The sequence below is a fragment of the Caldifermentibacillus hisashii genome (genome assembly GCF_039654145.1).
GTDB classification, from domain to species: domain Bacteria; phylum Bacillota; class Bacilli; order Bacillales; family Caldibacillaceae; genus Caldifermentibacillus; species Caldifermentibacillus hisashii.
Genome location: NZ_CP155467.1, coordinates 2,605,468 through 2,618,339 on the forward strand (window position 1 = coordinate 2,605,468; position 12,872 = coordinate 2,618,339).

Sequence of the window (12,872 nt, forward strand, 5' to 3'; positions counted from 1 at the left end):
TCTAATTTGAATAAATGATGAAACTTCAACCGGTTTGGGAAGCAATATTTATTAAAAGTTTACAAAAACTGGAATTTTTCTGTTTCGGGTTGTCAATTTGCTTTTAAAAAGGCAAAAAAAGGCGGTTTGTTCATTGACAAACCAGAATTTCAGGTTTTATCTATGCCGCCCAATATCCATTATGATTTGCGAGCTTATCCTGTGATTTTTCTATACACTTTCTTTTCTTTGCTCTTGATAGGAAAAAGCCGTTTCCGGCAGATTGCTCTCTTCTTTATTATGTATTTTGATTAAGGCTAATTCAAATACTTGTTTTATGCTGGCGACCGGTATAACTTCAACTCCTTCGATTTCATGAAAAATGGATTCCATATTGTCTTCCGGTATAATCACTTTTTTTACACCTGCTTTTTGTGCCGCCTTTATTTTTGTATACACACCGCCGACCGGTTTTACTCTACCGTGAATACTGATTTCTCCGGTTAGGGCAACTTCATTATGAATCGGAAATTTATAAATGGCCGAATATATTCCGGTAGCAATCGCGATTCCCGCTGATGGACCGTCAACAGGTACGCCGCCCGGAAAATTAACATGAATATGATATTCATCTGCAGGTACACCAAATGATCGTAAAATGGTAATGACATTTTCAATGGAACCTTTTGCCATACTCTTTCTTCTAATTGATTTTCCTTGCGTTCCAATACTTTCTTCCTCAACAATTCCGGTAATCGTGATTGCTCCTTTTTCCAGAGCAGGTATGGCAGCAACTTCGATTTCCAATACCGAGCCGCTGTTCGGTCCATAAACAGCCAAACCGTTAACAAGTCCCACTTCCGGTTGTTTATAGATTTTTTGTTCTAATCGTGGAGAAAGTTGACTTGAATGAATGATCCACTCGATATCTTCATCTTTTATTATTTTTCGATTTTCCGTAATCGCAAGTCCTGCAGCAATTTGTACCATATTCACCGCTTCTCGCCCGTTTTTCGCATATTGTGATAATTTTTCTAATGCATATTCACTCATCGTTAAATGAACCTTTTCCATCGCTCGTTTCGCCACTTGCTTGATTTCTTCTTGGTCAAGTTCCCGGAAAAACACTTCCATGCATCTCGAACGAATCGCCGGAGGAATTTCTTCAGGTGTTCTTGTCGTCGCACCAATTAAGCGAAAATCAGCAGGAAGTCCATTTTTAAAAATATCATGAATAAAATTGGGGATTTGCGCATTTTCTTCACTATAATAAGCACTTTCTAAAAATACTTTTCGGTCTTCCAAAACTTTCAACAGTTTGTTCATTTGAATCGGGTGCAATTCACCAATTTCATCGATAAAGAGAACACCACCATGTGCATTCGTTACTGCCCCTTGTTTTGGCTGTGGGATTCCTGCTTGTCCCATCGCACCGGCCCCTTGGTAGATCGGGTCATGGACGGAACCGATTAAAGGATCAGCAATTCCTCTTTCATCAAATCTTGCCGTTGTCGCATCCAATTCAATAAATTTTGCGTCTTTTTTAAAGGGCGACATCCCCAGCTTTTTCGCCTCTTCAAGAACAAGTCTTGCTGCAGCTGTTTTTCCGACGCCGGGTGGTCCGTAAATAATGACATGTTGGGGGTTGGGGCCACAAAGACCGGCTTTTAATGCTTTGATCCCGTCTTTCTGTCCAATAATATCTTCAAAACTTGCCGGACGAACCTTTTCTGCGAGCGGTTCAGTCAATTTAATTGAACGTAATTTTTGTAATTGTTCCATTTCTTTTTTTGATTCTTTGTCTATTGATACTTTTTGGCTCCGTTGATTTCGCAACAAGTTCCAAAAATACACCCCGATGATAACCCCGAAGATAAGCTGGATGATTAACACGATTCCAGGTAAGTTCATTGTATTCCCTCCATTGGCATATTCTGTGTTCTTTAGTATCTCCTATAGAACGAGGGAATAAACAAGAAATTGCCAATTGAAGAATGTTTACAAAACAAAACAAAAAAGCTTAAGTACACATACAAAAAGAGTTACCATGTAACAAAAACTTTGCTGTTACATGGTAACCCGATCGATTCATGTTTGTATGTTATGCCGAAGTTTTTTCTTCTTCTTCAATAACCGTTCCATCTTTCAATAGTAGTTGAGGACGTTTGTTTTTCGTAATCGTCTCCTCCGTGATAATACATTTTGCGATATCTTCCCGTGATGGTAATTCGAACATCACATCCAACATAATTCCTTCAATAATGGAACGTAAACCACGTGCACCGGTTTTTCTTTCAATTGCCTTTTTCGCAATTTGTTCCAATGCTTTCTTTTCAAATTCGAGTTCCACATTATCCAGTTCCAATAATTTTTGATATTGTTTAACGAGCGCATTTTTCGGCTTTGTTAATATTTCGATTAATGCAGCTTCATCTAATTTTTTAAGCGTTGCGATAACCGGGAGACGTCCGATGAATTCCGGAATTAAGCCAAATTGTAATAAGTCTTCCGGCAATACATGGGTTAATAAATTCATTTCATCAATTTCTTCTTTTTTCGGATCCGTTCCGAAGCCGATAACTTTTTTACCTAGACGGCGTTTAATAATTTGTTCAATTCCGTCAAATGCACCGCCGCAAATGAATAAAATATTCGTCGTATCAATTTGAATAAACTCTTGATGCGGGTGTTTTCTTCCTCCTTGTGGCGGAACACTGGCAACCGTACCTTCTAAAATTTTTAACAGTGCTTGTTGGACACCTTCACCCGAAACGTCACGGGTAATCGACGGGTTTTCTGATTTACGGGCAATTTTGTCGATTTCGTCAATATAAATAATCCCTTTCTCAGCCCGCTCGACATCATAGTCGGCAGCTTGGATTAATTTTAACAAAATATTTTCAACATCCTCACCAACATATCCGGCTTCTGTTAAAGATGTCGCATCCGCAATGGCGAACGGTACATTTAAAATTCGCGCCAAAGTTTGGGCAAGTAAAGTTTTTCCGCTTCCGGTCGGCCCAATCAAACAAATATTACTTTTTGACAACTCAACATCATCAACCCGGTTTTTAGTATTGATTCTTTTGTAATGGTTATAAACCGCAACGGCCAATGTTTTTTTCGCCTGATCTTGACCGATGACATATTCATCCAAAATTGTTCGAATTTCCGTCGGTTTTGGAACATCCTTAAATTCTACTTCTTCATCATTGCCTAATTCCTCTTCCACAATTTCTGTACATAATTCAATACACTCATCGCATATATAAACGCCCGGACCGGCAACCAATTTACGGACTTGATCCTGAGATTTTCCGCAGAAGGAACATTTCAATTGTCCTTTTTCATCATTAAATTTAAACAATTTTTTCACCCCTTAATTTGATAAACCATCTATATGAGTAAAGCCCTGCGAATGTATTTTTACAGTGCCACGAATAGCAGCTCATTATTATTATGACTTTGTTTATTTCTTTTGTTAATCTTTTAGCCGTTAACGCCAAGTCTTTGTTTTTCTCTATGTATATGTAAATGGATTGTAACATATTGTTCTGATGAAAAGAAAATAAAATGATTCAATCGATTATGTATAGTCTATGCAAAACATTTTTATAAAAAGACGGTAAAAACTAGAACCTAACACACATTTTTGGGATACAGCGAATTCCCATCAGTGTTGTCATTGTTTTTAAAGGCAGGCATCCCCTATAACCACGCATCCTTTTCATTCGAAGTTGAGGCGGGAGACAAACCTTGCCGTTAAGAGTAGGATAAAACAAGGCACGAAAAGAAATCGCGCCTTGTTTTATCTAAGTTGATTAAAAATGTGCAACTAAACACCGTTAATTCGTTCACTTTAGTTTATTTAAACACAATGGATCTGTTTTCCTAATTATTCTTCTACCGTCTTACTGTTGTCAACCAATAATTGAACAGCTTTGTTAAATTTCAATTCTTCTTTAATGCCGGCAGTTGAACCAAGAATTTGCTGGATTTGTTCCACCGGCATGTTGTACATTTCTGCCATATTTTGAAGTTCTTTTTCCACTTCTTCTTCTGTTACATCAATATTTTCCGCTTTAACAATCGCCTCTAGCGTTAAGTTAACACGAACCCGTTTTTCAGCATCTTCACGCATTGTTTCTTTCAAGCTGTCGATATCTTGACCTGAAAATTGCGAGTACAGTTCAAGATTTAGACCTTGTTGTTGCAGACGTTGATCAAATTCTTTTACCATCCGTTCAACTTCATTATCGATCATGACTTCAGGAATATCAATTTCTGCGTTCTCAGCAGCTTTTTCAATTACCGCATTTTCAACTTCATGTTTTGCAGTATGTTCTTTTTCATCTTTTAGACGATTTTCAATTTTTTCTTTTAATGCGTCTAATGTTTCCACTTCATCATCGACATCAACAGCAAAGTCATCGTCCAGTTCAGGTAATACTAATTGTTTTACTTCATGAACTTTTACTTTGAATACAGCCGGCTTGCCCGCTAATTCTTCTGCATGATATTCTTCCGGGAAAGTGACTTGAACTTCTTTTTCATCTCCGGCTTTTACTCCGACTAATTGTTCTTCAAAGCCCGGAATAAAGGAATCAGAACCGATTTCAAGAGAATGATTTTCTGCTTTACCGCCTTCAAAAGCTTCTCCGTCAACAAACCCTTCAAAATCGATAACAACTGTATCACCTTGCTCAGCCGGTTCATCTTCTTTAACAACTAATTCGGCATGGCGTTTTTGCAGTTCTTTAAGTTCTGCTTCAACATCTTCATCAGTTACTTCCGTATTTACTTTTGGAACTTCAAGGCCTTTATATTCGCCTAATTTTACTTCCGGTTTTACTGTAACATCGGCAGTGAAAATTAATGATTGACCTTTACCAATTTGTTCGATATCGATTTCCGGCTGATCAACCGGTTCAATGCCGGTTTCGTCAATGGCATTTGAATATGCATCCGGTAAAACAATATCTAGTGCATCTTGATAAAGAGATTCGACACCAAATCTTTGTTCAAAGATTTGACGCGGTACCCGACCTTTACGAAATCCAGGTACATTCAATTGTTTTTGAACTTTTTTAAATGCTTGATCGAGTGCTTTGTTAAATGTTTCTGCGTCTACTTCAACCGTTAATTTACCTTGGTTGCCTTCTAATTTTTCCCATTTTGCAGACATTCCTTTTCCCTCCAACTACTATTTATCAAAAATTTACTATTGTTCTTATATGTAGACCTTGTTCATCCGCTTTCAATGATCGTCCAAAAAGCAAATGTAATTATGTATCAAGCTCTAAAGACTTTACAAGGCGTATAAAGAGAAGAACATCATTCTAACCATATCATTATATCATAGGAATCATTTGTTTCAAGATAAAAGGGTGAAAAATAGGCGAAATTCACCTCTTGGAACAAATTGTCATTGTGTTGTGATCCAAAATTGTTGTTCCACCTCGGTAATAAAGTCTATCGCTTTTGCCAATTCCTCTTTGTTCATTTCCATTTCCGATAAATTGGAAATATTATCTGTATGCTGGTCAAAATAGTCTTCAACAACAAAGAGGATAGCATTCACCCATATATCCAAACTCGAAAAGTTCATCTCCAATGGGTAGATCATGAAAAAAAAGCGTTCGGTTAAAGTAACGGCATACGTTAATAAGCTAGGATTTTCATGAACGAGTAGAACTTCCAATTTCTCTTTGACTTTCCGGGGAAAAGGCGCATCTTGAACATCGGCATAGGTTTGGATATTCAATTGTACGGTTTGATTAAATTTCTTTACAACAACTTTTTCTTCGTAATGATTTTCTCTTAAAACATTCAATAAAATTGTTTTTAAAAAAGGATTTCCTGTTTCACTTTCCAGATATTCTTTTATTTCCGGTAAATGTCGGGCAATTCCGTTTTTATCGAGATTTTCCAAATTTTGTATCGTTGTTTTTAAGTCATCTTCAAAAAGATTTATATGTACATCCGATGTCGGTAGCTCATCAATCCCATTTGCTAAATTTCTGCTTAGTTCCAGCAATTCCTTATATTGATCAATTTTTTCTAACGGTACTTGATCCTCATCCAATAACATTGTTAACATTGTAGTTATTTTTTTATACTCATGAAGTTGAAAAAGAACTGTCATATATATTTCCACTGTTTCAAAGTAATCACCAACTCCTGTGTGAACCATTTCTTCCAACAACATTTTCGCCTTGGTAAAATTTCCTTGTTCCAGGTAAGCACCAATTAATGTATATAAAATATCCGGATTTTCCGGTTCCAGTTGCTCGGCCTTCTCAAGATAAGGAATAGCTTCCTTAATTCTCCCTTCAATCAATAAATTACTCCCCTTATCCAATAAGCGTAACGGTAAATTGGGGAAAGGAATTACTTTATCGTTTGAAAAATCGTCATTCATAACATCAAATCCCACGCTTTTTTCTTTTTTAGTTATTGTAACACCGGAATAGACTTTTGCAAAATGATGGACTGGGGCTAATGCAAATAGTGCTCGAATTTTTTCAAAAGTGAACGAGCGAACGTTCTTTTCGTAATCAATGAAAATTAATAAATTGATTCGCCAACTCTACCCAATCATTCTTTTATAAGCGTGTTAAAAATTTCGGGCTGTTCAATTTGCAAACAAACTTTATCAAAAAGTCTGTCGAACACCTCAGGAGCCCTTGCAAACAGTTCTATAAATAAAATTCTAAACGTAACTAATACGAAAATTTTTCCAACTGCACCAATTTGGATCTATGTTGGAAACTTTTACGTTCTTAACGTATAAAAAAAGGATACCCACAGTGTTCTATTCTGTGCTAGTATCCCTACTTATTTAAAACCCTATTATTTCAAGACTTGAAATGTAAATCAAAACGTCCCAGACGGACCTATATAATAGTAGGAAAACGGCATAAAATAAAGGGTTATAACTAAGTTTGTGTAAAATTTGTGTAAAAAAATTTAAATGTGTAGCGGATTATTTATACAGAGATAAAGCCAGTTCTGACTTTGAAAATATAAAGAACTGCTTAGGAACGAATAAAGCCTAGGTATAAAAAAAACCTAGGCTTTATTCATCTAATCAACGTTATAAAACATCTGTTCAGTTTTAATGTAAAAAAATTACCCTCTGTTGAGGGCGTTTATGTATTCCTAAACTGAAAGACAGGGCATGCCCCGTCCGTGCAAACCGCGCGAAGCGATTTTTTCCTTAACCTTATTTTAAATGTTTTTTGTAAATGAGTCAATAATTTTATCAAAAAAGTTATAAACTGATACAAAATTAGAGTGTTTTTTATATAACTCTTTATTTCTTTTGGCCCTAACCATAAACTTGTTTAATTCATCATATCTGTGTTTTTTCATTCCTGTGCTACTAACATATGTGTGGTAAACATAAAACAATGCACATAAATCATGTATTTTTGTGTTTTTCAATTTTTTTCTAATTGCTTTTTTAGATAAATTGTCAACCGAGGACAGAAAATCGTACAAAAATCGATTTGTATTATTATTGAATTCTATTTGGTTTTTTAATGTAATTTCATTAATTATAGGACTGTTGTGTGCAGTTAAATTTCTAATATTCTTTACATATCTTAAGTTTTTTTCTAAAGGAGCGTAACAACTTGGTTTATTTTTATAACCATAAAAAAATTCGATAAAAGCTACTAGATCACCAAATGTCATTAATTCACAAAACACCCAAATTGGCGGGATTCTTTTTTTATATTTCCTATAAAGGCCGTGATTCGGATGTCTTTCATTAGAGATTGGACGATAATAATCATCAATTACTTTTTTGCTTTTTTTATTTTTATCATCCAAAAATTTCTGGACTACCTTTATTCCATCTTCCATTTGGTCCAATGTAATATCTTTGACAATTTTAGTTTTTAGTGTATGCTCAATATCTAAACACATATGAATTAAAACATACCTTAATCTCATATCAATTGTTGCTAAATCATTTAACATAAAGAAATCAAGATTTATGTATTTACCATCTTTATTTTTAGGAAAGTTTTTTCTAAAAGATCTTATTTTGTAATAAAAGTTTGAGTTCATTAATTTTTCTTTGGCTGTTTCCTTCGAGATTTCTTTAAATTGCACTCCTTTTTCCTCAAGCTGCTCTATAATTTCATCAAATGACAATTTTTTATCTTTTTGCTCCTCAATTAACTGCATCGGACTAATCGGCCTACCTTTTTAAAGATACTAGTCTAAAAGTCTTGGATAATTACATTCTAGCATATTCATTTTGAGTTATCCACTAAATCAGCCCCTAACCAATCGGCTAGGGGATTTTATTATCTAACTCTTAACTTTTGCCCTGGATAAATCAAATCAGATTTTAGCCCATTTAATGATTTCAATTTAGCGACGGTCGTACTGTTATCCCGGGCAATTTCCCATAGTGTGTCTCCACGAACTACGGTGTGATATGTGGCACTTACGGATCCACTCACCTTTAACACTTGACCAACATATATACGGTTAACATTTTTAATATTGTTTAAGCTTGCTAGATTGCTAACCGTAGTACCATATTTAGCCGCAATGCCGCTAAGCGTATCACCACGTTTGACTGTGTATGTCGTGGTTGTGGATGTACTTTGTGTTGGCTGTACACCGTTTTTGAGTTTGCTCAACAATGCCAAGTTTTGGGCAGCGGATCCGGTGTAATTAGAGATACCGTATTGTGCTGCCAAAGCTTTTCTTGCATTAAATGACGCATCTTTTCCAACTGATTTCAAGTAATCCACCAGTGACAAGGATCCGATATGCTTTACTTCCCCTGTTGGCGTTGCGCTTTCCACGCCCACAGTTGACGTATATTTCCCGGCGAAATCGTCATTGACGTCGAAACGTCCGAACTGTTCTAAACCCGGAAAAACGTACGTGGACGACCATTGCCATGCACCTTTACCATTGGACCATTGCGGCTCCTGGTAGCTTGCGCTGTAACGGGCCAGCCAAGGTTTATTGATAATTAAAATGGTTGGTATAAGGCTAGAATTATAGAAGTGTGATCCGGAATAAATATCTACCCTTGGATAACCTAACTCCTGCATTTGCTTGACAAAAGCATTAGCGTATTGCGTTAATTTTGCTCTATCAGTGACTCCGCTAGTAGCCTCTAAGTCTAGCACTACATATCCATCAGTATCCTTATTAAAGCCAACTTTTTGCAACGATTTATCGAACCACCTTGCCTCTGACTGTGCATCGGAAATGCTTGTTAATCGCCCAAAATGATATGCAGATGTAACAAGACCGGCTTGTTTTGCGTTAGCAACGTTTACGCTTGCGGCAGGGTCTAGGTAACTTGTAGACTCGGAAACTTTTACGACTACACCTTGGACTCCGCTCGCTTTAATCGTTTGATAAAAAGACAATGGTAATCCTTGTTCAGCGTTCCAGTGCGACACGTCGATAAAGTCCACATCCGGTTGCTTTGCTGCAAAACTCGGACCGACAAAAGAAAACGCCAGTATCGTTGAGAGTACTAGCGTTCCCAGATATTTATTCATTTTTTTCATTATTTGATCCATCCTTCCCTTTATTAGCTTTGTCAACACTGGATTCCGCAAGAATATATACGGCTACAGAACCAAAAGCAGTAATGATTGCTGTAACTTGTGAAATACTACCTTCGCTAACATTAAAAGCGACCAACAACGAGCCAACAAAACCGGCAACAAGTGCCCAAAATTTTCGGCTTGATAGTTTTGATTTCCAGTCAATTTTCAACTTACACACCTCCTTTCAATACTAGCGCCAAAACAGCGCCTATAATGGCTCCAATAACAAGTCTCAATAACCAAGTAGTGTTGTTCTTAATACTTTGCATATCCTCCTTCATATCTTTAAGCCCCGCCTCAGCGACAGCTAATCTAGTTTTTACATCTGTCATATCATATTCTAGTTTTGTTACTCTTTCTTCCATGTTCTGCCTCCTATTTTGAGCAAAATAAAAACGCCACGATTGGCGTTGGTTTTAAACATATATAATTTGGATCACCACCTAAAATAAAAAACACCACGAAGGGGCATTTTTCAAGAGAAAATGCATTTCTGACTAAAGAAAATCCTTTATTGTTATTTCTGATGTTCCTTTTGAAATTTTTTTTCAGATTTAAAATCTATCAGGATTACTATAAATAACACTAAAAATAACACAGAAAATAAATAAAAAATAAATTGTAACGATGAATGTATGTTTAAAAAAACGATGAATGATATTACACTTAAAATAAAAAATAAAAAAAGAGAAACCTTAACTATTCTGCCTTGGTAAAAATTACTGAGCCAAACTTTTTCTCGACGAACCTTTTTATAGCGCTTCGACTTAGGATTATCGATAAATTCTTCAATATTTTCTTTAGACTTTACTAATAAAAGATTTTTAGCGCTGCTTTTAATAACAAGTAAATCTGGTTCATTATCTTCATTTACAATGTAATAGTCAAATTTGAATTTAAAAATATTAATTGCAAAAAAGAATAACTTTTCTAGCAAAAAATATAAGCTCGCAAAAATAATGAAAAGCATCGATAAAAATCGTACTAATGGAACATCTGCCACTTTACTCGAATCCAACGAAAGTGGCAATACTATTAAATAAAAGTATGCTACAAAAGATACTCCAACGAGTATATATTTTGCTAAACCAATCTGGAACTTCTTAAAATTGCTCATCAGTTTCCTTTCTAAATCCGTTGAGTTCCAATTATCCACAAGTACTTTTATAAATGCACCTATAGGAACCAGGTAAGATATTATATTATTTTCTATAAACTCCAATAAAATCCCCTCCTATACCTTTATTATCGGTATAAAGAAGAGACAGTTAATATAAAAAATACACCTGCATTAAATGTTCCTGAATACATTAAGCCACTTCTTCATCTGCATCCAAAACAGCATAGCATAAACCATTTCTTGTAAATTGCTTAATATGTCTTTAAAAACAAAAAAGAGCACCCTCAATGGATACCCAGTAATTTAAAAAAAGCACCCCGGAGGATGCTGAATTAAATTATTCCCAATTTTTCTTTTGCTTTTAGAACTGCAAAATCTTTTAACACACTAAACGAAACCTGTCCTAATTCTAAACCTTTAGATTTAATTGATTCCTTAGTTTTATTCCAAATGGTGTCATTTTTAATAGAATCTAAAAAATCATGTCCTTCCCATGTAAGTTGACTATATATCCATAATGGAACATCGCTTGCATATTTAATATTATTTTTTGTTAGGCCCGCTTGTTCCATTAAATTCAAATGATATACTACCAAATTTCTATCTAATTCCTTTGGTATATGAATTTCTGAATGTGTGTCTTCTTGCTCCTCAATTATAAATAACAGTCTTCTTACTAAATCCATATCTCTTTTCATGAATTTTCACCCCCTCTCGTCTACTCAATTCGACAAAAAAGGAGGGAATCCTTTTCCATTATCCGCAAAATATGAACATATTTTAAACTTTAATCATCCATCAGAATCTAGCATTTTTTGCACATCTGCTTGCCATCTTAAAGGCACATCATCAATTTTACGGTAACCCATTTTTATCAAATCATAATAAATCTTGACCAACTTAATCACCTCCTAACACGGCTTCGGCTAATTCAGCCAAGGCTAATTTTATTTCAATGTTTTCTTGTTCGAGCAGTTCCACCCTTGTCAGTGGTTTTGGAGCACTTTGTTCAGCTTCGATTTCTTCTTTGGTTTTCCATTGAATATTTGCCATGCTTAAACCTCCATCCATTTCGGGAACTTTTCTTCGCCTGTAGCTTCAGGACCGATAAAATTCAAAAGTACAATTTTTAATTTTCCATCAATTCGTTCAGCTGATAGAATAGGATTTATTTCTAGTAATGTATCTATGTTTTCTGCTTTCCCATCTGGTAGATATGAAAAATCAAATGTATCAGTAACCCCTTTATAAGTTGCGGTAATAACATCTCCGTTAAACTGATACTCAATATTTTCATCTGATCTTTGCGGTTTATATAATATTTTCAATGTGATTCACTCCTTATTTCCAGTTACCTATGGACATCAAACTTACGAATGCATTTGCGTAAGATTTAACTGGGCTAAACACAGCAAAACTAGCTGATGTCGTACTAACAGCATCAGCTCCAAGACCTGCCCAAGAATAGCCCGCTGCAGATTCAACATTTGAAAAAAATTTAGGTGGTATCTTGAATGATGCTGGAAACGTCCAAATGTCGGAACCAGAATAGTAAACATTGCCGTGCGGAGTGTCAATTAAATTTGTTGTGTATTTCGTATGCCAACAAATTTGTGTACCGTCAGCAAAACGGACATAATACCCATTCGAATTACTACCCGATTCTGAAATAATTTTCCCTGCTAAATCTAATACATTAGTAATTTTTGTAACCGGATATAAATTATCCCAAGTATCTCCATTCTTCTTTTTCATTTGAATATTTCTGTTAGCCATAGTTAGTCACCACCATTATATTTCTTCAAACCAATAATCAGCATCTGTAGGTTCAGAAGATGAAAGAATAATTGTTTTATCGAGACGTTCTTTAAGAGTAGAGTATACTACCCCGTTAGCAGATACTCGAGCCTGTGCCGCTTCCACCGACGAATCTCCCTCGACAACCAGCTGATTAACCTGTGATTGGATGCTATTAACTTGCTCCACGGCATCATCTGATTTTGTATTCGCTTGGTCTGCAATATTCCCAGCTGCTTCTATCCCTTTAGCAAGCGATTCCCTGACTTCTCGTCCATATATTTTAGTCCTTATATCATTTGCCAGTTTCTTTATTGATTCCGGTATTGCCATCTTTTATGACCTCCTTCAAAAGTTGCTCGGTCAACTCTTTGATTTTCTGT

General features: G+C 35.6%; 15 protein-coding genes. All 15 read right to left on the reverse strand.

Features of this window, described 5'->3' with window-relative positions; all coding sequences use genetic code 11:
• Positions 1 to 210: 210 nt before the first annotated feature.
• The 15 genes from lonB to NSQ14_RS12680 all read right to left on the reverse strand — a co-directional run bounded on the left by lonB (position 211) and on the right by NSQ14_RS12680 (position 12,822).
• Positions 211 to 1,890: an ATP-dependent protease LonB gene (gene lonB / locus NSQ14_RS12610; protein WP_041903872.1), complete on the reverse strand. Its 1,680-nt coding sequence runs from the start codon at positions 1,888 to 1,890 to the stop codon at positions 211 to 213.
• 190 nt (positions 1,891 to 2,080) lie between these two features.
• Positions 2,081 to 3,346 (reverse strand): ATP-dependent protease ATP-binding subunit ClpX, encoded by a 1,266-nt coding sequence (clpX, locus tag NSQ14_RS12615; RefSeq protein WP_041903870.1) that lies wholly within the window; start codon positions 3,344 to 3,346, stop codon positions 2,081 to 2,083.
• Positions 3,347 to 3,874: 528 nt separating this feature from the next.
• Entirely contained in the window at positions 3,875 to 5,164 is a 1,290-nt protein-coding gene (tig, locus tag NSQ14_RS12620; protein ID WP_041844830.1) for a trigger factor, read from the reverse strand.
• 240 nt (positions 5,165 to 5,404) lie between these two features.
• The gene (locus NSQ14_RS12625) at positions 5,405 to 6,400 is read right to left on the reverse strand and encodes a tetratricopeptide repeat protein (RefSeq protein WP_095141506.1); all 996 of its coding nucleotides are present in this window, start codon (positions 6,398 to 6,400) and stop codon (positions 5,405 to 5,407) included.
• Between the two features lie 809 nt (positions 6,401 to 7,209).
• The gene (locus tag NSQ14_RS12630; protein WP_346216433.1) at positions 7,210 to 8,175 is read right to left on the reverse strand and encodes an Abi family protein; all 966 of its coding nucleotides are present in this window, start codon (positions 8,173 to 8,175) and stop codon (positions 7,210 to 7,212) included.
• A 122-nt stretch (positions 8,176 to 8,297) separates the two neighbouring features.
• Complete coding sequence (locus NSQ14_RS12635) at positions 8,298 to 9,566, reverse strand: GH25 family lysozyme (protein WP_346216434.1); 1,269 nt, start codon at positions 9,564 to 9,566, stop codon at positions 8,298 to 8,300.
• On the reverse strand, positions 9,514 to 9,741 hold the full coding sequence (locus tag NSQ14_RS12640; RefSeq protein ID WP_340499622.1) for a hypothetical protein: 228 nt from the start codon (positions 9,739 to 9,741) through the stop codon (positions 9,514 to 9,516). Before NSQ14_RS12640 ends, NSQ14_RS12635 begins: the two co-directional genes overlap by 53 nt.
• A 1-nt stretch (position 9,742) precedes the next feature.
• Positions 9,743 to 9,937: a hemolysin XhlA family protein gene (locus tag NSQ14_RS12645; RefSeq protein WP_346216435.1), complete on the reverse strand. Its 195-nt coding sequence runs from the start codon at positions 9,935 to 9,937 to the stop codon at positions 9,743 to 9,745.
• Between the two features lie 152 nt (positions 9,938 to 10,089).
• A complete protein-coding gene (locus tag NSQ14_RS12650) occupies positions 10,090 to 10,794 on the reverse strand; it encodes a hypothetical protein (RefSeq protein WP_346216436.1) in 705 nt (234 codons plus the stop codon).
• A gap of 230 nt (positions 10,795 to 11,024) precedes the next feature.
• A complete protein-coding gene (locus NSQ14_RS12655; protein WP_346216437.1) occupies positions 11,025 to 11,390 on the reverse strand; it encodes a DUF2513 domain-containing protein in 366 nt (121 codons plus the stop codon).
• A 93-nt stretch (positions 11,391 to 11,483) separates the two neighbouring features.
• On the reverse strand, positions 11,484 to 11,591 hold the full coding sequence (locus NSQ14_RS12660) for a CD1375 family protein (protein ID WP_343127948.1): 108 nt from the start codon (positions 11,589 to 11,591) through the stop codon (positions 11,484 to 11,486).
• Between the two features lies 1 nt (position 11,592).
• The gene (locus NSQ14_RS12665) at positions 11,593 to 11,745 is read right to left on the reverse strand and encodes a hypothetical protein (protein WP_346216438.1); all 153 of its coding nucleotides are present in this window, start codon (positions 11,743 to 11,745) and stop codon (positions 11,593 to 11,595) included.
• Positions 11,746 to 11,747: 2 nt separating this feature from the next.
• On the reverse strand, positions 11,748 to 12,020 hold the full coding sequence (locus tag NSQ14_RS12670; RefSeq protein ID WP_346216439.1) for a hypothetical protein: 273 nt from the start codon (positions 12,018 to 12,020) through the stop codon (positions 11,748 to 11,750).
• A 13-nt stretch (positions 12,021 to 12,033) separates the two neighbouring features.
• Entirely contained in the window at positions 12,034 to 12,468 is a 435-nt protein-coding gene (locus NSQ14_RS12675) for a hypothetical protein (protein ID WP_346216440.1), read from the reverse strand.
• Between the two features lie 15 nt (positions 12,469 to 12,483).
• On the reverse strand, positions 12,484 to 12,822 hold the full coding sequence (locus NSQ14_RS12680) for a hypothetical protein (RefSeq protein ID WP_346216441.1): 339 nt from the start codon (positions 12,820 to 12,822) through the stop codon (positions 12,484 to 12,486).
• Between the last annotated feature and the right edge of the window lie 50 nt (positions 12,823 to 12,872).